This window comes from Sutcliffiella rhizosphaerae (genome assembly GCF_917563925.1).
GTDB classification, from domain to species: Bacteria; Bacillota; Bacilli; order Bacillales; family Bacillaceae_I; genus Sutcliffiella_A; species Sutcliffiella_A rhizosphaerae.
Window position 1 is genome coordinate 48,585 of sequence record NZ_CAKJTJ010000005.1, and the last position, 19,762, is coordinate 68,346.

Sequence of the window (19,762 nt, forward strand, 5' to 3'; positions counted from 1 at the left end):
ATTTGTATATTATTTTTTGTGTTTTATAACTGAATTATTCATGTGCCTAAATTATTTTGCTATACTTACCTTAGTTCATACTAATAATGTTGGAAATTTCAGTATCAAATTACAGGAGTTTTTGCAATGAATACTATATTGGTTTCAGTTAGAAAATTAGTGGAATTTGTAATGATGAATGGCAGTATTGATTCTAGATTTGTAGGATCGAATGTATTGCAGGAAGGTACAAAAACTCATCAACGTATACAAAAGTTAAGAGGGGAAGGGTACGAAAAAGAAGTATATCTTTCACTCAAGAAACAAGTGGAATCTTTTTTGCTACTAATAGAGGGAAGATGCGATGGGATTTATCATACAGAAGAAAGAATAACGATTGAAGAAATAAAAACGACCAAAAGGGAATTGAATACTATCACGGAATTAGATTACCCTGCCTATTGGGCTCAATTAAAAATGTATGCCTTTATGTATATGGAAGAAAATGAGATTTCGGAAATAGATATTCAAATGGTATATGCAAGAAGGGACAATGAAGATACTGTCACTTTTAGAAGACATTATAACAAGAAGCAGCTTACTATCTTTGCTGATGAAGTAATATATGAATACCTCCTTTTTCAGAAAATACTTTGGGGATTCCGAAAAGAGCGGGATCAATCCATAGGAGAACTAGTTTTTCCATTTGACTCATTTCGAAAAGGACAGAGAGATTTATCTAAAGCTGTCTATAAAACCATTCAAGAACAAAAAGTCCTCTTTGCAAAGGCTGCGACAGGTATAGGAAAAACAATGGCTACTATTTTTCCTGCCGTTAAATCTCTTGGAAAAGGTAAGTCTCAAAAAATTATGTATTTGACAGCTAAAAATGTGACGAAGACAGTGGTGGAAGATGCATGGAAACGATTAACTGAAAAAGGACTGTGCATGAAAGTTGTGTCCATTACCGCTAAAGAGAAGATATGTTTTCAAGAAGAGACATTATGTCAAAAAGAATTTTGTCCATTTGCGGACGGGTACTATGACAGATTGAAAGAAGGATTGACAGATGTACTCCGAAATGAATCATTGATGACCCAATCTGTGGTGGAAAGGTATGCAAAAAAACATCAATTATGTCCGTTTGAATTTTCACTTGATATTGCACTGTATACAGATGCCGTTATATGTGATTACAACTATTTTTTTGATCCGAAAGTAAGACTTCAGAGGTGGAGCGAGTTTCATGAAGAGAGTATCGTACTTATCGATGAAGCCCATAATTTAGTCGATAGATCTAGAGATATGCATTCAGCATGTATTACAAAATCAATTTTTTTACAAGCTTCTAGGGAAATGAAAAATATAAACAATGATTTATACCTACAATTTAAAAAAATCAATGATAAGCTACTTTCCTGGAAAAAAGAAATAATAAATAATAATCAATATGTGTTTGAAGAAAAGCCAACTTTCTTACTTGATGCAGTTAATGAGGCGGTGAAGGCATGTGAACAATGGTTGTTGACTAATCCATCACAAATGTCTTATCAGGATGTGTTAACATGTTATTTCGAAGGGCAGGATTTTTTACGAATTGGCAAAGAATATGATGCTCGGTATAAAACGGTTGTGACGCTATTCAAAAATGATGTAAATGTAAAACTTGTTTGTTTGGATGCTTCCCTATCTATTAAAAGATTGACAGATAAAACTGCAGCAACTATATTTTTTTCTGCGACACTACATCCATTAGGATACTTCCAAAGAATGCTCGGTAGCGATCAAGAAGACTATCACCTAAGTATTCCTTCCCCATTTGATTCTGATAAGGTCAAAGTCTATGCCCAACCTATATCCACCATATATAAAGACAGGGGAAAATCCATCAATCCTATTATTCAATCTATTGTGAAGACGTTCCATACTAAGCCGGGTAACTATCTTATTTTTTTCCCTTCTTATGAATACATGGATATGGTTTATGAAGAGTACGTACCATATGCGATAAGTGATGGAGTAACCACCATTAAACAAGACAGGCTAATGAGTGAGGAAGAAAGGATTTCCTTTCTTGAACTATACAGCATTCCCTTAAACAAGGTACTCATTGGATTTGCAGTACTTGGTGGCGTGTTTTCAGAAGGTATTGACTTAAAAGGAGAAAGATTAACAGGAGTAGGAATTGTTGGGGTAGGTTTACCCCAGTTATCTTTAGAAAGAAATGTAATAAAGGAATACTTTCATACTAGCGGACATAATGGTTTTGATTTTGCCTATGTGTATCCAGGAATGAACAAGGTGCAACAAGCTGGAGGGAGATTAATCAGAACAGAAGAAGACGAGGGGATTATCCTTCTCATGGATAAGAGGTTTTTTCAAGAAAGTTATAGGACGTTACTACCACCTGAATGGCGAAATTTCCAATAGATCGAAATCTCTAAACGAAAAATTTACATTCCATTAAAACTTCATCAACATTTTTCCATTATGATTAGGATAGCTTGATGTAAGGTGGGTGTAGATAATGAGTAATGAATTAAAAAAGGCACTAAAACAACAAAGAGAGTATTATATTGATAAACTATTGCTGATTAATGTATATAATGATAACGTCTTAAACGGACTAACTATAACTGAATTAAAAGAAGAATATAATTACTTTTATAATGATTTTCCAAGCAAAAAATTAACAATGATTAGAAAAGCGTAAGCGCCTTGTTCAGCCCCGACAAGCATAAGCTAAACAACTTTACCTTCTGGCCATTTTGGCTTATGACCTCGAATGCTGGGGGTAGAAACCTTTCGAACGTTAATAATATTGACTTTACTGATGAAAAAGGCATAACCCATTAATACTAGTGGGTTATGCCTTTTGACCTTTTGTTTCCCTAAGCTCATTTTTAAATGCTTCTTCTTCCTTGCTTTCTCCAAATTGTAGTGTGGTGGTAGGAAGAGAAACGCCTGCTCTTTCTTCTTCAATTATCTCCATTATTTTAAAGTTGATATCTTCCTTCACCTCAAGATATTCTCCCCAATTAACGCTTTTAGTAAAGAAATACAAAAAGATATCAAGACTGCTAGTACCAAAATTATCGAAGCGAACCATAATTGTTTCTTGATCGATGCCATCATGGTTTTTTAACATTTCTTCAATTCGTCTTACAACTCTTTCTAAAGTGGGTTTTGGTGTATCATATTGTAGACCTAGTGTAAAAGATATTTGTCGTTTTCCCATTTTAGACCAGTTAGTTATAGGTTCATTAGAAAGGGTAGCATTGGGAACTGTCACTACTGCTTGAGCGAAAGTACGAATTTCCGTACTTCTGAATGTAATATCCTCGACAACTCCCTCAACACTTGGGGTTTTTATCCAATCTCCAATGGTAAAAGGCTTTTCAGTCACAATAATTAAGCCACCAAGTAAATTTTTGATCGATTCCTGTGCCGCTAACGCGAATGCTAAACCTCCAAGACCTAAACCTGCAACTATTCCTCCGACATCAAATCCCCATACATCCAAGATAATGCTAAAAGTGAGTGCTAGTAGAATAAATCGTAATACTTTAGTGACGAAAGGCATGACAATTTTATCTACTTCCACTTCAAGGCGGTTGGTCAGATTTGTGAAAAGATTGGAGGAGTATGGAATAAAATTAAAAATCCCCCATGCAATCAATCCAATAATGGAAGAGCGTATTAATATGGAGAGAGTTGCAGCTTCTATTAATACGAATGGTGCTGCTTTCAGTGCGAAAAATATCCCCAATACTACAAAGAACATTCTGACTGGCTTATCAAATGAAATAACAATATACCTAAATAAATCAGTAGGTGTCTTACTGGATAATGTAAGTATTCCCTTGAAAAAATATTTGGTGAATAGTTTTCTCCAGACAAGGAAAAGTGTCAAGATGAAAAATGCTGCTCCTAAATCAATCCAAAAACCTGTGTCAGTCCAAAAATCGGCAGTCAGCGTTTCTGTAAACCAATGAATCATGTTGTTCAAGGCACAATCCTCCTCAGAGTGGTGCTAAGTATAATTATTTCGTTCAAAATTAGCTGGTTTCCTATTATGAATCACTATAATACTATGGAATATTGAAGAATTCAACGATTAGGCAATCCTTATGATAGTTCTAGCAGATCAAACTTCTATTGCTCGTTAGTTTCTTTGTCACTAAAAGTAATAATATAAGCATTAAGTCAGGTATGATGAAGAGAAAAAAACTCTTTCCTAAAATATCATAGAAAAGAGTTTTTATTCGATATGAAATATATATTTCTATCGATTAGAGGGCTGTTTGCATTAAGATTTCGCATAACAATCTTCTATGAAATAGCGCCTTCCTCATTGTGATAAGCATCCACCTGATCTAATAGCATAGTTTTTAAAGAAGTCAGGTAGTATGGTGAAACCATCGAAGTAATATCTTGCCAAAGTTGTAAAGTAGGTCTAAATACGATTATTTTGGAGACCTCCACCTTTTGTTTTTCTAGGAAAAGACGATACTTCCTGCAATCAATAGGTTCGGTTTCATCGATAAATTCAATAATGATACTGTCTTCAAATACAATAACGGGAGGGATTACGGCAAAGGCTTGCAACACAGATCACCTTTTCTTTTTTCGGAAGATTCTAGCTTCAGTATCAAATTCATTAGGGCATATGTTGATTTGACAAATGGTGAATGAACTAGCCCCCTCGACTTATACTTATTTGGAGCAGGTCAAGGTGCTTCCGCTTTTCTTACCATCCTTACCATTATTCAAAAACTATATACTTATACAGAGGTAGTCATTACGTGTTTTGTTTTTTTAGATAAGAAAGAACTTCCTTAAAGGGCTGATTGATTTTACAGTTATTGTACTGTTGAAATGGGTCTTTAACATGTTTGATCCGTTCTATTACTGAAAAAATCGTATACTTATCAGGACTTAAATCTTCCTTAACTTCCTCCCACAATAATGGAGTTGCAACTGTAGGTAGGTCATTTCCTCTTAATGAATAAGGTGCTATAATTGTTTTTCCTTCTCCATGTTGCATAAAATCTATATATACCTTATTTCCACGATTTTTCTTTAACCGTTCAACCGTGAAAAGAGATGGTTCTTTTGACACGAGATAGGAAGCAATAAATTCAGTGAAAATACGAGTATCGTCGTAGGAAAACTGTTTTTCTGGTAGTGGGATATAAATCTGTAACCCTTTCCTACCTGATGTTTTCACAAAGGAGGTGAGATGAAGTTGATCAAAAATTTCCTTCATCATGATTGCCCCCTTAACAGCATTTGAAAAAAACTCTCTGGCTGGAGGATCAAGATCAAAAACAATTTCATCAGGCGTATTTGAATAAACCGTTTGAAATGGAATATGGAATTCCAATGCTAGCTGATTGCCAAGCCAAATCAAGGTATCCAAATTGTTGCAGAGAATATGTTCTGTATCATCATGAACATATTTTTTAACAAATGAAGGTGCATAATCTGGACAGTTCTTTTGATAAAAGCTTTCACCATCAACACCATGTGGAAAGCGGATTACTGTCAATAGCCTGTCTTGGATAAATGGAAGTAAAAAAGGTGCACATGATGCTAAATAACGTAAGTAATCTTGTTTCATTACCAATGGTTTATTCCAAAGAGTTTTTTTCGGATTTGTAATAGATACTTTTGGAGGGAGTTCTTGTAATATTACATTCGAAAGCGTACATTGCTTCACGTCTACATCAAAACGAAATTTTTTAAATTCAGGATGTCTTAATTTATTTTGATATAATTCTAAAAAAAGCACATCAATGCATATACCTGGAGCAACATATAGGAATTGTGTATCTTCATTTAAAGAATTCTCCCTCATTACAGTTAATAGTGCTGATCTTTCTTCTGAAGAGATTCCATGAGAAAACAAGCCTATATCCTCTATTTCGTTTTCCTTAATATAAACTCCTATATGAAAGAAACCGTTCTTTTTATCAAAAGCTGTAATAAAGCATGTGGCTGTCTTAAAATTCTTCACCTTTATCCAGTCACTCGAACGCCTACCTAACTCGTATACACTTTTTTTTCGTTTCGAAACGATTCCTTCACCATGAGAATTTTGTACTTTTTCCCAAAGATAATTATTGTCTTCAGTAAAGGAGACTAAATGTACCCTGGCACTACTTTCGACCAATGGTTGAAGTGGAAGATCTGCTTGCGAAAAAAGCTGCTGGAGGATTTGTTTCCGTTCGACTAACGGGAGATGAGTAACATTCCTTCCTTTTAATTCAAGTAAATCAAATGCGAGTAGTGTCGCTGGAGCCGTTTTTGCTAAAGTATGTATTTTTTCGTTTTCCTTTATTCTTCCTCTTTTTTGAATAGAAGCAAAATCAGCTTTGTAAGGTGAAGTTAAAACAGCAAGCTCACCATCTAATGTTAAAGGCAGTTTATTTTTGATGGAATGAACATTCTTCAAGTAATGAAGAAAATCGAAAACTTCTGGAAAGGAAGAGTGTAATGGTTTACCATTCCTGCTTTGCATTTCAATTTTGTTTTGATCAATGCTGACTATACATCGAAAGCCATCATACTTCACTTCGTAAATCCATTCATCCCCTGTTGGAGGATACGAATATTGTTGGGAGAGCATAGGCTTTTTCATTGTAGAAAACCCTTTCATGTTAAAGAAAACATCTAACTATTTAGCTAGATGCTTTCTTCTTTTTTGTTGTTCTTTTCTTAGGTTTTTCTGAGGAAATAGATTTTTCGCTTGCATTTTCCTTTTCAATAGATGATACCCTGACTTGCTTTTGCCCTTGGTCTTTCGTCCGTTCTATACTTGCTTGTAGAGCACTCATTAAGTCGACTACGTTTGTTTTATCCCCCTCAGTTGGGGTAGTAGTTCCTTCTTCTTTGTTTATTTTACTTTGTACAAGGGCAAGTACAGCCTCCCTGTAATCATCATGATATTTTTCAGGATCAAAATCAGTGGTCAGTTGATCTATTAATGTAATGGCAGTTTTCAACTCTGTTTCATCAATTGCTTTTCTTTCGGGAACCCCAGGAACTTCTTTAACATTTCTTACTTCATCAGGGTAATGAACAGTTTCCATAACTAAACAATCCTTATAAACCCGCACTACAGCAAGTTGTTGTTTGGATCGAATCGTAATCTCAGCCACTCCAATTTTTTTGGAACTTTCTAATGCTTCTCTTAACAACGAATAGGCTTTATTTCCATTTTCCCCTGGTCCCAAGAAATAGGAGCGGTTAAAATAGATGGGATCAATGTCTTCCAGTTTTACAAAATCAATGATTTTTACACTTTTATCTTCGTGCTCTTCCTTTAATTCCTTTAATTCATTCTCATCCAAAATGACATATTTTCCTTTTACATATTCATAGCCTTTTACGAGATCATCCTGTCCCACTTCTTTTTCACAGTTGGGACATACTTTTTCATATTTAATGGGGCTGTGGCATTCCTTATGAAGCGTTCTCAATTTGATATCCTTATCCTCTGTTGCAGAGAACATTTTAATCGGAATATTAACTAAGCCAAAGCTAATCGAACCTTTCCACATTGTGTGCATGTTGTTTCACCCTTTTTGACAATATTACTTATTAGTACTCAACTGTAGATTGCCCTAAAAGTAGCAGATAAGTTTTACTAATACTGGAAAGGGCTTAAGGTATTAAGGATTAATTGAAACATTTTTTTAGGTATTTAGAAGTATTATAAAATTATTTTTTGACTCTCCCCCGAAAAAAATGAAACATTGACGTAACATTTAAATGAAAAGATGGATATTAGTTAAAGGGGGATTAAGGAAAATCACTATTTACTGAAAGAAATTATTGGGATTGACGCATTTTTTTCAAAAAGTTTATAGTTGGTATTATTTTATTTTTACAGTCGAAAATACCTTAACAGGTTTTTACATTGACATTTGCTATATAAAAGTACACCTTTATATATAGACAGGTGACTTTTTCTATAGTAGAAAAAGCCTCCTTCTTAATACATGCTTAAATTAAGAATAATGATATTCTTTTAAGCAAGAGGAGAGGTGAGGCCAGTGCTGAGCCTACTTTTTAAAATTGGCAAACGACGCACAAACACTCTTGAAGATGAAGTGCTAGAAATTCAAGCTGGCAACATTCAACTACAAAATAAATTAATTGATAAATATAAACCATTTATTGCTAAAAGTGTGTCTTCTGTATGTAAAAGGTATATTAGTGAAGCAGATGACGAATTTAGTATCGGTCTTATTGCGTTTAATGAGGCAATAGAAAAGTATTCGAAAGATAAAGGTAGTTCATTAATATCATTCGCAGACCTAATCATAAAGCGGAGAGTAATTGACTATATAAGAAAAGAAAGTAAAAATACAACAGTGACATTGTCAGAACATGAAGTGGAACAAGATGACTATACTTCCAATCGTATTGAAGCTACGTTGTCTATTGAAGAGTTCCAAAAACAGATTGATCAAGAACAACGAAGAGAAGAAATAAAATACTATCAGAGTGTGTTAAAGGATTTTGATTTATCTTTTAGTGATTTGATTGAATGTTCTCCAAAACATGCAGATGCAAGGCAAAATGCTATTGATGTAGCCATCACCTTAGTTCAAAACCATGAGTTGAAAAATCATTTGTTTGAAAAGAAACTGCTACCTATGAAGCAGCTAGAAAGTTTGGTTGACGTTAGCAGAAAAACAATAGAACGCAACCGTAAATACATTATTGCAGTTACCATTATATTATCGGGGGATTATATATATTTGAAAGATTATTTAAAAGGGGCGATAACGAGTGAAAAAAGGGATTGTGCTCGAAGTTCATGATGAACATGTCACTATTCTAACCCCTGAGGGTGAGTTTTTGAAGTCGAGAAAACTAAAGGGGAATGTGGATATTGGGGAGGAGATTGCTTTTTTTCCTTTATATCAAACAGAGAAAAGGAAAAGTAAAGCAGGAAGTGCAATTTTTCGTTTAAGATGGGCAATTGTCTCCATTTTGACGGTATTTATCCTCGCATCTACCATGATTCCTTCATATGTAAGTAATCAGGTATATGCCTATATCTCAGTTGATGTAAACCCAAGTATTGAGTTGGGGATAAATAAAAAAATGGAAGTTGTATCTCTAGATGCTTTCAATGATGATGGTAGGAGAATTGTAGGGCAAATTAAAAGTTGGAAAAAACAGGATGTCACAAAAGTCTCCTCGCAACTATTTGATATTATCCGGCAAAATGGATATTTGAAAGAAAATAGTGAAGTCTTAATTGCATCCACATTGACCCATGTAGAGGATGACGGTTGGAATATAAAGATGCAGGATAAGATAACTTCTATCTCTGAAAACATAAAAGATGACGAAATAAGTATCACCACGATGGAGTCTACTATTAATAAGAGAACTGATGCAATCAATATGGGGTTATCACCTGGTAGATTTATACAAAAGGAACAAGAAAAAGAAATAGTAGAAAAGGAAGATACATCTAAATCTGATGTTAATCCAACTGCACCGGTAAATAGGATGAAAGCAATTAATGCTTCTATTTCTAATAGTAATAACCAATCCTCAACATCAACGAAACAACATCACCAAAATCATAACAATCAATCAAAAAAACTGGCTAAGAGTATAAAAGAAGAGCGTAAAGAGCATCAAAAACAATTGAAAGAAGAGCGAAAAGAAGAGCATGCACAAAAGAAAGAGGAACGAAAAGAAATTAAAGAACAGGAAAAAAATGAGCGGAAAGTCGAACGTGAGCAAGCGAAAAAGGAAAGAAAAGAACAACAACATAATAACAAGCACATAAATAATGATAAAAATAATAACAATAATAACAATGGCAATAACAACGGTAATAATAACCAAAGTAATAACAACGGTAAAAACAATAACAACAATAACAACAATGGGAATAACAATAATAGCAACAACGGCAATAATAACAACAATGGTAATTCTGGGAATAAGGAAAATCAAAATGGTAAAAATTCAGGAAACAATAGAGGGAATTCCAATCAATAACACTTCAAACAATAGTGGAGCCCAGAGTGATAATACTCTGGGCTCTATCCATGCATATTCAATTATTTCCCTTTTAATTGGGACTGTGCTTGTGCTACTAGACGCTTTGTGATTTCTCCACCCACAGAACCATTAGAGCGTGCAACAGTGTCAGAACCGAGGGTTACTCCAAATTCTTGAGCTATTTCATATTTTATTTGATCCAATGCTTGTTCAATGCCTGGAACAAGAAGCTTATTACTTCGTGCCATTGATACCACTCCTTATTAGTTCAACTTTATTAGTTCAACTTTATTAGTTATGACAGTCACTTTAATCTGTTGTAACAATTAATAAAGTTGTAAAGTTAGTATCGGAAAAATAATCTGATTCATACTAGAAAGTATTAGTTAAATACTGTAATATAGGGATTACTTTACCTATCCTTTAGCTAATACTTCTAAAAATAAGAGGGCAATCATGATTAAGTTCAGAAGCTTATTAAGTGATAAAGTACATAATTTATCACCTGCACAATTAATCGTAAGTTTTTATTTCGTTGCTGTCTTAATAGCGGTAATCTTATTAAGTTTACCGATTGCGAGATATGATACTGGTGATTGGAGCTTCATTGATGCATTGTTTACTGCTGTTAGCGCAGTTAGTGTGACAGGACTTACAGTGGTAGATACGTCCACTACATTTACAGTTACGGGCGTCATTTTAATTGCATTTGTCATGCACTTTGGTGGAGTAGGAGTAATGGCGGTCAGTACTTTTATATGGCTTCTCTTTGGCAGGAAAATTGGCCTTCGCGAACGCCGATTGATGATGCTTGATCAAAATCAATCAAATCTTTCTGGGATTGTGAAACTTGTTAAACAAATATTGGTGCTCATACTGGCAATAGAGATGATCGGTACATTAGTGTTGGGATCATACTTTCTTATCTACTATGATACGTGGCAAGAAGCATTTTACCATGGTTTTTTTGCCGCTGTAAGTGCAACAACAAACGGTGGTTTTGATATAACAGGTCAATCTTTAGCTCCATTTGCTAATGACTATTTTGTTCAATTTATTATTATGATATTGATTACATCGGGAGCAATTGGTTTTCCAGTCTTAATAGAGATAAAGGAATTTTTTGCCCATAAAAATGGCAAGTTTCGATTTTCGCTCTTCACAAAAATAACAACCATTACATTTGCCTTTCTGATCACCATTGGAACATTGTTGATTATTGTATTGGAAATTGATTCTTATTTTAAGGGAATGTCTTGGCATGAAACGTTATTTTACGCATTGTTCCAGTCTGTGACGACAAGAAGTGGTGGACTTTCAACCATGGATGTTAGTGAATTTACGTTACCTACTTTACTAGTGATGTGTACACTTATGTTTATAGGTGCTTCACCTAGTTCAGTCGGTGGAGGAATCAGAACGACAACATTTGCCTTAAATATTCTCTTTTTATTTCATTTTGCAAGAGGACATAAACATATAAAATTGTTCGGTAGAGAGATTCATGAAGAAGATATTATTAAATCTTTGGTGGTACTTTTACTTGCTATTACAATCTGTTGTTCCTCTATTATTATTTTAAGCATGACAGAAGGTTTTTCTTTGATACAGATTGTTTTTGAAGTATGCTCTGCCTTCGGAACAACTGGCTTGTCAATGGGTATTACACCAGATTTAACAACCGTAGGAAAGCTAGTCATTATGAGTCTCATGTTCATTGGACGTGTCGGTCTTTTGACATTCCTATTTATGATGGAAAGTAAACGAAAGCCACCTAAATATCATTATCCAGTCGAACGAGTAATCATTGGATAAGTATAAGTGTGCATTTAGTTCAAGCAACATGCCAATTTATGTATAGGAACAAAACTTTAACAGGTTGATAGGACAGAATAGAAGAGTCGTCAAGTAGGTGGAAAACCACAACCTTCATTGGCGACTCTTCTTATTCTTGTGTGGTCAGTCAAGAATGTTATGCCTTTCATAGTGGAATACCAACGAAAAAGAAAACGCTTGCAATAATACTAATATTCATGTTATTCTTCATTTAAACCATTATCCGAAACGTTTTGGAGGAAACGCCGTGACAACGATAAAAGATATTGCGAGAGTTGCTGGAGTTTCTGTCACCACTGTATCAAGGGCTTTGAATGGCTATTCTGATGTTAATCCAAAAACCAGGAAAAGAATTCAAGAAGTAGCAAAAGAGTTAAACTATAGCCCTAACACGGTTGCCAGAAGTCTTGTGATGAAAAAATCCAAAACTATTGGTCTCCTTGTATCTGATATGAACAGAGAAGGAGTAAAGGACAATTTTACTTTTGAAGTTCTTTGTGGAATTAATGAAGCATCCGCCTATTCAGAATACGATTTGGTCCTATTTAGCACAACCTCTTCGAAGCAAAATGAAAAAACCTATACCCAGCTTTGTAGAGAAAGAAGAGTGGACGGTGTAATTCTTCAGGGGATTAAAACAGACGATCCTTATCTTCAAGAAGTAGTTGATAGTGATATACCTTGCGTATTGGTTGATATCCCTATGGAATCTCAAACGGTTGGTTATGTGACAACAGATAATATTGATGGTGCCAAAAAAGCCGTAAACCATTTAATCAGTTGTGGACACAAAAACATTGCCATGATTAATGGTCATGAAAAAGCAGATGTCAGTATCAGAAGGTTAAGGGGTTACAGAGAGGCACTAGAACAGAATGATTTAACTTTTCATCCCGATTGGCTAGTGAATGGTGATTTTAAAGAAGACGAGGCAGAAAAAGTAGCTAAGAAATTGCTAAAACAGTATCCTGAAATATCTGCAATATTTTGTGCTAGTGATCTAATGGCACTAGGTGTTCTGAAAGCTGCCAAATGGTTAGGAAGGAAAATTCCAGAAGACCTTGCAGTTATCGGATATGATGATATTACATTAGCGGCCTATTCTACTCCAAGCTTATCGACCATTAGACAGGATAAATTTAATTTGGGATTTGAAGCAGCAGTCCTTCTAATAGATATGCTTGAAGGGAAGAAACAAATTCATTCGAGAATAATTGATACAGAGCTCATTATAAGGGAATCTACATAATGAGCTTCCTATACAAATACCATTACATCCAGAAAAACCGAAACGTTTTGGGAAAAGATGGTTTTTTATTAAAGCATTTTCCAAAACGTTTCGGAAATAGCGAATAGGAGGGGTTATTTATGGATTATCGCGTAATAAAAGAAAATGACTTATTTTTATTGACAGACACAAACGGGAATATCCCAGAAAACCACCCATATGGATTAGGCCTGTATACAAGAGATACAAGATTTCTAAGCAAATTTGATATTAAAATAAATGGGCAAGAACCAATTTTATTGCATTCAGATGCTGCTGAAAACTATATGGCTACCATATTATTGACCAATCCTCATATGGAAAAGGATGGGGAGTTGCTTTTATGGAGAGAGTCGGTAGAAATAAAGCGAACCAGATACATTTTTCAAGATGTTTTTTATGAAAAATTAACAGTGAAAAACTATTTTCCGAAGAGCGTAAGCTTTGATTTAAGTGTTCAAATGGATGTTGATTTTGCCGACATGTTTATTGTTCGGGGCTTTCAAAATGGAGATATTGGAGAAAGAACTGGTCAGACGATAGATGGGGAGTCTTTAACTTTTCATTATCAAGGAGCAGATCAACTAGCCCGAAGAACATATGTAGAGTGGGACAAAAGAGCAAAATCTTTAGATAGCAACAAGGGGATAGTTACCTTTCATTTCTCATTAGAACATGAACAAGAAGAATGCATCACACTTAAAGTTATGCCTCAGCATGGTGACGATACAATAGGGGAGATATTACCTCCTGACATAGCGTTTAAAGAATTAAAGAAATCATATTCTCAATGGGATACTAACATAACGAAGGTGAAAACAGACTGCCTCCCCCTTCAGCGCTTGGTTGACAGAGGATTAGGTGATCTGCGTGTACTTTTGACAGATTTGGGTCATGGTAAGTTTCCGGTTGCAGGACTTCCTTGGTTTGGAGTTCCTTTCGGAAGAGATAGTTTGATTGCTGCTTTGCAAATGCTTGCGTTTCAACCTGAAGTTGCAAAAGGGACAATATATACAATGGCAAGTAATCAAGGTACAAAGGTAGATCCTTGGAGAGATGAACAGCCTGGAAAAATAATGCATGAAATGCGGTTTGGTGAGCTTGCTACAACAGAACAAATACCTTTCACTCCATACTACGGAACGATTGATGCTACACCACTATTTTTAGTTTTACTTTCTGAGTATGTAAAATGGACGGGGGATTTTAAGATAGCGGAAGATCTTAATCAAAACATAGAGGATGCATTGTCTTGGATTGACCGATACGGGGACAGAGATGATGACATATTTGTCGAATATCATCAAGAATCAAGTAAAGGGATTGCTAATCAAGGGTGGAAGGACTCAGGTGATTCCATCGTACACCGAAATGGGGATTATGCCACAACCCCAATAGCCTTATCTGAAGTTCAAGGTTATGTTTACCAGGCAAAGATGGGTATTGCAAACATTTTTGAGAGCATAGGTCGAGAAGATGATGCGAAAGTATTAAGAGAGCAAAGCCGCCTGTTAAAGGACAAATTTGATGACGAATTTTGGATGGATGATGTAGATTTCTATGCTATTGCTTTGGATTCCGATAAAAGACAGGTAGGGACAATCACATCTAATCCCGGTCATTTATTGTTCACGGAAATGTTGGAGGAACGCAAAGCTAATGCGGTAATAGATACATTAATTTCTCCAAAAATGTTTTCAGGTTATGGAATCCGGACGATGGGTGAAGGGGAATCAGGATATAATCCAATGAGTTATCATGACGGGAGCATCTGGCCACATGATAATAGTTTGATTCTCCTAGGAATGTCCAAATTACAGCAGCAGGAAGCTGCAAATGTTGTAATTGAGGGATTAATACAGGCTGCATCCTATTTTGAGTATGATCGATTACCAGAATTGTTTTGTGGATACGGTAGTTCCATCGGTAAAGCAGTAAAATATCCAGTTGCATGCTCTCCACAAGCATGGGCTGCAGGTACCCCACTGGTTATGATTCAAACCATTTTAGGACTGTTTCCAGATGCAATAAATAAAAAAATAGTCCTCAACCCTGTGTTACCAACTGGAATGAACATACTAGAAGTGGAAAAAATTAAAATCGCAACAGGTCATTTATCTGTAAAAGCAATAAAAACCGATAATGGAAAAGTGGAAGTTGTGATTTTAGAAAACACCACTGGTTTTGAAATAGCAGAAAATTAATTTGTATCCACGAAAAGAGTTTAAATGCCGACTTTTTACGGGTTCATTACAACTATCTTTTTAGAAAAAAGCCTTCATGTAAATGCAAGCGTTTTCTTCCCGCGCTGTATTGTCTCTTGAGATATATCACGGAATAGAATCCTATTTCATGAAAAGTTCATGTGTAACTACTGGTTTCAGCAGAGGTTTTTCCTCTGATATATATATTAAAAATGAAAGAGGGGTTTTCAAATGAAAGCGAAGAAATGGTTGGCAGTAATAGGGGTAACTACGATGCTTGTTGGTGGAGTATTAACAGGTTGCAGTGGCAATAACAATTCTACTGGTAATGAATCCGGTGAAAATGTGGAGATTACCTTAGCTGGCTGGGGTGGAAATCCTTCAGAAACAAGATTATTAAAAGAGGCTCTTGATGCATTCGAAGAGAAACATCCAAACATTAAGGTAAAACATGAAGTCATTTCGGATCAATATATGGATGTTATGAAAACACGTTTAATTGGTGGGGAAGCACCAGATGTATTTTATTTGGATGCATTTGAAGCTCCTGCATTAATTGAAACGGGAGTACTAGAGCCACTTGATGGTTATGTAACAGATGATTTTGATGTAGAAGATTTTGAACAACCTTTATTAGAGGCTTTTCAGCATGATGGTGTCACATATGGATTCCCAAAAGACTATTCAACACTTGCATTATTCTATAACAAGAAAATGTTCGAAGATGCTGGTGTAGAGGTGCCTACTACTTGGGATGAAGTAAGAGAGGTATCTAAAGAATTATCAAAGGATGGAGTTGTAGGTCTAGGAGTAGCACCTGAGTTAGCTAGAATGTACTATATTGCGGAATCATTGGGTGAAGAAGTAGTGAAAGATGGTAAAGCTAATTTTGGCCACGATAAAGTTATTGAAGCATTACAGCCAATCATTGACCAAAGAAATATAGATAAAACGTCAGCTCAGGCATCGGATGTAGGTGCAAACTGGGGTGGAGAAATGTTTGGCCAAGAAAAAGCAGCAATGGTCATTGAAGGGAACTGGGCAATTCCATTCTTAGAAGACACATTTCCGGATGTAGATTATGGCACAACAGAATTACCAACTATTAATGGTGAGCAATCAACAATGGCATACACAGTTGCTTATGTAATGAACGGTGCTTCTGAAAAGAAAGAGGCGTCTTGGAAATTAATTGAATATTTAACTGGTCCTGAAGGAATGGAAATTTGGACTTCTAAAGGATTTGCATTACCTACTCGTAAGTCTGTCGCTGAAAAACTTGGGTTCGATCAGGACGAAAAACGTGCAGCATTAGTGGCTGGTGCATCCTACGCAACAGTGTGGGCAAATGGTGTTAACTTACCTACTATTATGAATAACTTTAACAACCAATTCGTTTCAGCATTCCTTGGTCAAAGACCGTTAGATGAAGCGTTAAAAGAAGCAGAACAGCAAGCAAATCGTGAAATTGGTGAATAATTTCACTGAAAAGCTAAATTTGGAGGCTGACATACTTTTTTGTCAGTCTTCAAGATTAGTTTTCTACTGATTTCTTTGTGAAGAAGAATATATTTCTTCTTTAGAAAGAGTTCAGTAGATCAAGAACTCTTGTTAGGAAAAGGAGTGAATTTTATGAAGAAAAAACCTACCTATTCAAAGCGTTCATTAAGGGAAGCTACACAAGGCTACTCTTTTATGGCACCGACTTTATTTGTTTTGGCATTATTTATTATCGGTCCTATCCTTTATGCATTTTTCTTATCTTTTCATAAGGTACAACTATTAGGCACAGCAACCTATGACTTTGTGGGTTTAAGTAATTTCACCAATATAACAGATGATGGTCGTGCGTTACGGGCTTTATGGAACACATTTAAATATGTCATTATAGTAGTACCAACACAAACACTACTTGCTCTTATTTTAGCTGCAACACTTAATGCTGGGTTAAAGGGACAAAGCTTTTTCCGTATTGTTTACTTTCTCCCAACATTAACATCATCAGCTGTGCTTACATTAATATTTATGTGGATGTACAATCAAAATGGATTAGTAAACAAATTATTATCAATAATTGGACTGCCAGGTTATAACTGGATTGGCGATCCAAGTGTTGCCTTAACAGCAATAATGATAATGAATATTTGGGCAACAGCTCCGTTTTTTATGGTCATCTATCTTGCGGCACTTCAGGATATCCCGGAATCACTTTATGAAGCAGCTGAATTGGATGGAGCAAATGCTTTCAAAAAATTTCTTTATATTACAGTTCCTAATCTGCGTCCCGTCACATCATTTGTCGTGATAATGGGTTTAATTGGGACATTCCAATTGTTTGATCAATCATTTATCTTCTCTGGAGGTTCTGGTGGTCCTGATAACTCTACATTGACAGTAGTATTATTAATCTATCAATATGCTTTCAAGAGCCTAGGAACTATGGGATATGCAGCAGCGATCGCTGTTATGCTTTCCTTGGTAATACTAGTCGCTACCTTGTTACAACGTAAATTTTCTAAAGAAGAATCATTATATTAAGGGGGCTGCAGTATGAAGAAGCTAAACATTGGAAAAACGCTTTTATACGGGATATTGGGAATATATGCGATCGTTACGTTGGTTCCTTTTATATGGGCAGTCTCTTCCTCCTTTAAAACTTTAGAAGAGATTGTAAGTGGTTCTTTAAATTTTATTCCTAAAAATTTCACCTTTGAAAACTATAAGCAAATATTTTTAGAACAAGAACTCTTTCCAAGATGGTTACTAAACAGTGTTGTAATTGCAGTTGCAGGTACATCACTTAACTTGTTGTTTAACTCAATGGCAGGATATGCATTAGCCCGTTTGAGCTTTCCAGGCAGAAAAACATTATTTATTATTATCTTGGCTGTTTTAATGATACCAGCTCAAGTAACAATGATACCGAACTATCTTATTCTTCGTGAACTTGGTTGGTTGAATTCTTATCAAGGAATGATTGTACCAGCAATGATTAATGCTACCTTTATTTTTATGATGCGTCAGTTTTTTATTAACTTTCCAAAAGAGCTGGAAGAAGCAGCAGAGATGGATGGACTCTGTCGATTTGGAACCTTTTTCAAAATCGTTTTACCACTTGCAAAACCAGCACTTGCAGCCCAAGCAATCTTTGTATTTATGGGATTTTGGAATGATTTCATGCGACCATTAATCATTTTGTCAGACCCTTCTATGTTTACGTTGCCTTTAGGATTAAATACCTTTAAAGGGCAATATATTAGCTATTGGAACTATATAATGGCAGCCTCGATGGTCTTTACGTTGCCGGTACTGTTGATTTATGGTTTCTTTAATCGTTATTTTATTAAAGGGATATCTTTTACAGGTGGAAAGTGAAAAATCAACCTAACTGTACGGAACCCCCCAGTTCTGCTTTTTGGTGTTGTTCTTGGTCCCCTTTTGCACTTTTGATAAAAAGTATATACTAGGAGAAAGATAAAAACAGGGCTAAAGCACAGGCCCTGTTTTTGTTTTCTTTTATAAGGTATTTTTAATCTCTACCATAGCTGACATCTTTGTCTGGATGTGTAAAAGGAACACCTTGAGGTTTTTTCTGTTTTTCAATCAGTTCACGGTTTTCAGTAGAATTCCAGCCAATATCATTAGTTGGATGTACCCATTGATCCCCTGCCATAACTTCCGGATCGACTTCCTCGCTCCAATTATTCAATGGGGACTCTTCTGAATTATAAAGGCTGTCACCAATTACTACTCCCTGTTCATTGATAAATGGGGGCTGCATTTTTACTTTCGACCCTTTAAAAGAAGGTGAATTAATTTGGTGTGGCATTGTTTCCTCTAAATATGGTTCTTTGAGGGGATTATCTTTTTTTGACATGATTACATCACCTCCAATAGTTTGTATAGCTATAGCATTTTCAAAAAATAAATAAGTATGTGAGGTAATAGTAAAGTGGCTATAAGGAATTTGAAAATAAATATTGGGCAAATTAATTGTAGGGGGTGATGGTAGTGGCGAAAAGGAAAGTTGCACATGATGCGGCAAAAAATAATAATAAAACTCCAAAGGAAAGCTTACCAGATACAGAGTTCTCTGCGGAATATGATAAAGAAGATATGATTCGAGGTGCAAATCGCAATTCGAAAAAAGGCAGGCAAGGTAAATAGGAGGCTAAACGATGAAAGGACAAACTAAAAAACAAAAGCAAGCCCATAAGGCGGACCATGCTATTTCCCACGAAAGTTTAAAGGAAGAATTTGGTCCGGAATTTGGAGATCCAAATGCCGCAAAAGCATTTGAAGCTGCAATAGAGTCCATGAATCAAAAAAAAAATAATAAAAAATGCTAGCAAATCAGCTAGCATTTAGACTGTTGACAAACGCTGGTATATCTTGATATGCGCCCATTCTTAACCTCTCACTCAAAGGCTTGTATCTC

18 protein-coding genes are annotated in these 19,762 nt (G+C 35.4%); 12 read left to right on the top strand and 6 right to left on the bottom strand.

Annotated elements, in window-relative coordinates:
* Positions 1 to 126: 126 nt before the first annotated feature.
* Positions 127 to 2,409: an ATP-dependent DNA helicase gene (locus LRP81_RS06465; RefSeq protein WP_230500444.1), complete on the top strand. Its 2,283-nt coding sequence runs from the start codon at positions 127 to 129 to the stop codon at positions 2,407 to 2,409.
* Positions 2,410 to 2,506: 97 nt separating this feature from the next.
* Positions 2,507 to 2,692: a Fur-regulated basic protein FbpA gene (fbpA, locus tag LRP81_RS06470; RefSeq protein ID WP_230500445.1), complete on the top strand. Its 186-nt coding sequence runs from the start codon at positions 2,507 to 2,509 to the stop codon at positions 2,690 to 2,692.
* Positions 2,693 to 2,845: 153 nt separating this feature from the next.
* Here fbpA and LRP81_RS06475 read toward each other — a convergent pair whose 3' ends face one another.
* The 4 genes from LRP81_RS06475 to ku all read right to left on the bottom strand — a co-directional run bounded on the left by LRP81_RS06475 (position 2,846) and on the right by ku (position 7,553).
* Entirely contained in the window at positions 2,846 to 3,979 is a 1,134-nt protein-coding gene (locus LRP81_RS06475; protein WP_230500599.1) for a mechanosensitive ion channel family protein, read from the bottom strand.
* A 332-nt stretch (positions 3,980 to 4,311) separates the two neighbouring features.
* Positions 4,312 to 4,590: a hypothetical protein gene (locus tag LRP81_RS06480; protein WP_230500446.1), complete on the bottom strand. Its 279-nt coding sequence runs from the start codon at positions 4,588 to 4,590 to the stop codon at positions 4,312 to 4,314.
* Between the two features lie 190 nt (positions 4,591 to 4,780).
* Positions 4,781 to 6,640, bottom strand: coding sequence for a DNA ligase D (locus LRP81_RS06485; RefSeq protein WP_230500447.1), 1,860 nt, complete (start codon positions 6,638 to 6,640; stop codon positions 4,781 to 4,783).
* A gap of 22 nt (positions 6,641 to 6,662) precedes the next feature.
* Positions 6,663 to 7,553, bottom strand: a complete 891-nt coding sequence (ku, locus tag LRP81_RS06490) for a non-homologous end joining protein Ku (protein WP_230500448.1) — start codon at positions 7,551 to 7,553, stop codon at positions 6,663 to 6,665.
* A 477-nt stretch (positions 7,554 to 8,030) separates the two neighbouring features.
* On the opposite strand from ku, the gene sigI reads away from it, so the two are divergent.
* Together sigI and LRP81_RS06500 are read left to right on the top strand one after the other, a co-directional pair.
* A complete protein-coding gene (sigI, locus tag LRP81_RS06495) occupies positions 8,031 to 8,813 on the top strand; it encodes an RNA polymerase sigma factor SigI (protein ID WP_230500449.1) in 783 nt (260 codons plus the stop codon).
* The gene (locus tag LRP81_RS06500; RefSeq protein ID WP_230500450.1) at positions 8,782 to 10,014 is read left to right on the top strand and encodes an anti-sigma factor domain-containing protein; all 1,233 of its coding nucleotides are present in this window, start codon (positions 8,782 to 8,784) and stop codon (positions 10,012 to 10,014) included. Before sigI ends, LRP81_RS06500 begins: the two co-directional genes overlap by 32 nt.
* A gap of 62 nt (positions 10,015 to 10,076) precedes the next feature.
* Here LRP81_RS06500 and LRP81_RS06505 read toward each other — a convergent pair whose 3' ends face one another.
* The gene (locus tag LRP81_RS06505; protein ID WP_230500451.1) at positions 10,077 to 10,265 is read right to left on the bottom strand and encodes an alpha/beta-type small acid-soluble spore protein; all 189 of its coding nucleotides are present in this window, start codon (positions 10,263 to 10,265) and stop codon (positions 10,077 to 10,079) included.
* Positions 10,266 to 10,473: 208 nt separating this feature from the next.
* Here LRP81_RS06505 and LRP81_RS06510 point away from each other — a divergent pair, with 208 nt between their 5' ends.
* From LRP81_RS06510 to LRP81_RS06535, 6 genes are all read left to right on the top strand, one after another.
* Positions 10,474 to 11,832, top strand: a complete 1,359-nt coding sequence (locus LRP81_RS06510; RefSeq protein ID WP_230500452.1) for a TrkH family potassium uptake protein — start codon at positions 10,474 to 10,476, stop codon at positions 11,830 to 11,832.
* 268 nt (positions 11,833 to 12,100) lie between these two features.
* On the top strand, positions 12,101 to 13,102 hold the full coding sequence (locus LRP81_RS06515; RefSeq protein ID WP_230500453.1) for a LacI family DNA-binding transcriptional regulator: 1,002 nt from the start codon (positions 12,101 to 12,103) through the stop codon (positions 13,100 to 13,102).
* A 119-nt stretch (positions 13,103 to 13,221) separates the two neighbouring features.
* Positions 13,222 to 15,324 carry an amylo-alpha-1,6-glucosidase gene (locus tag LRP81_RS06520; protein WP_230500454.1) on the top strand — a complete coding sequence of 701 codons (2,103 nt, stop codon included), beginning with the start codon at positions 13,222 to 13,224 and terminating at the stop codon, positions 15,322 to 15,324.
* A 231-nt stretch (positions 15,325 to 15,555) separates the two neighbouring features.
* Entirely contained in the window at positions 15,556 to 16,803 is a 1,248-nt protein-coding gene (locus LRP81_RS06525; RefSeq protein WP_230500455.1) for an ABC transporter substrate-binding protein, read from the top strand.
* Positions 16,804 to 17,019: 216 nt separating this feature from the next.
* A complete protein-coding gene (locus LRP81_RS06530; RefSeq protein ID WP_399207250.1) occupies positions 17,020 to 17,862 on the top strand; it encodes a carbohydrate ABC transporter permease in 843 nt (280 codons plus the stop codon).
* 12 nt (positions 17,863 to 17,874) lie between these two features.
* Positions 17,875 to 18,699, top strand: coding sequence for a carbohydrate ABC transporter permease (locus LRP81_RS06535; protein ID WP_230500457.1), 825 nt, complete (start codon positions 17,875 to 17,877; stop codon positions 18,697 to 18,699).
* A 154-nt stretch (positions 18,700 to 18,853) separates the two neighbouring features.
* Here the strand turns inward: LRP81_RS06535 and LRP81_RS06540 are convergent, their stop codons facing one another.
* On the bottom strand, positions 18,854 to 19,201 hold the full coding sequence (locus LRP81_RS06540) for a DUF3905 domain-containing protein (protein WP_230500458.1): 348 nt from the start codon (positions 19,199 to 19,201) through the stop codon (positions 18,854 to 18,856).
* Between the two features lie 134 nt (positions 19,202 to 19,335).
* Here LRP81_RS06540 and LRP81_RS06545 point away from each other — a divergent pair, with 134 nt between their 5' ends.
* On the top strand, positions 19,336 to 19,491 hold the full coding sequence (locus LRP81_RS06545) for a hypothetical protein (RefSeq protein ID WP_230500610.1): 156 nt from the start codon (positions 19,336 to 19,338) through the stop codon (positions 19,489 to 19,491).
* 11 nt (positions 19,492 to 19,502) lie between these two features.
* Complete coding sequence (locus LRP81_RS06550; RefSeq protein ID WP_230500459.1) at positions 19,503 to 19,673, top strand: hypothetical protein; 171 nt, start codon at positions 19,503 to 19,505, stop codon at positions 19,671 to 19,673.
* Positions 19,674 to 19,762 lie beyond the last annotated feature (89 nt).

Coding starts and splice junctions, on each gene's coding strand:
- LRP81_RS06465 (WP_230500444.1), top strand. CDS start 127: ATGAATACTATATTGGTTTCAGTTAGAAAATTAGTGGAATTTGTAATG.
- fbpA (WP_230500445.1), top strand. CDS start 2,507: ATGAGTAATGAATTAAAAAAGGCACTAAAACAACAAAGAGAGTATTAT.
- LRP81_RS06475 (WP_230500599.1), bottom strand. CDS start 3,979: ATGATTCATTGGTTTACAGAAACGCTGACTGCCGATTTTTGGACTGAC.
- LRP81_RS06485 (WP_230500447.1), bottom strand. CDS start 6,640: ATGAAAGGGTTTTCTACAATGAAAAAGCCTATGCTCTCCCAACAATAT.
- ku (WP_230500448.1), bottom strand. CDS start 7,553: ATGCACACAATGTGGAAAGGTTCGATTAGCTTTGGCTTAGTTAATATT.
- LRP81_RS06505 (WP_230500451.1), bottom strand. CDS start 10,265: ATGGCACGAAGTAATAAGCTTCTTGTTCCAGGCATTGAACAAGCATTG.
- LRP81_RS06510 (WP_230500452.1), top strand. CDS start 10,474: ATGATTAAGTTCAGAAGCTTATTAAGTGATAAAGTACATAATTTATCA.
- LRP81_RS06520 (WP_230500454.1), top strand. CDS start 13,222: ATGGATTATCGCGTAATAAAAGAAAATGACTTATTTTTATTGACAGAC.
- LRP81_RS06525 (WP_230500455.1), top strand. CDS start 15,556: ATGAAAGCGAAGAAATGGTTGGCAGTAATAGGGGTAACTACGATGCTT.
- LRP81_RS06530 (WP_399207250.1), top strand. CDS start 17,020: ATGGCACCGACTTTATTTGTTTTGGCATTATTTATTATCGGTCCTATC.
- LRP81_RS06535 (WP_230500457.1), top strand. CDS start 17,875: ATGAAGAAGCTAAACATTGGAAAAACGCTTTTATACGGGATATTGGGA.
- LRP81_RS06540 (WP_230500458.1), bottom strand. CDS start 19,201: ATGTCAAAAAAAGATAATCCCCTCAAAGAACCATATTTAGAGGAAACA.
- LRP81_RS06550 (WP_230500459.1), top strand. CDS start 19,503: ATGAAAGGACAAACTAAAAAACAAAAGCAAGCCCATAAGGCGGACCAT.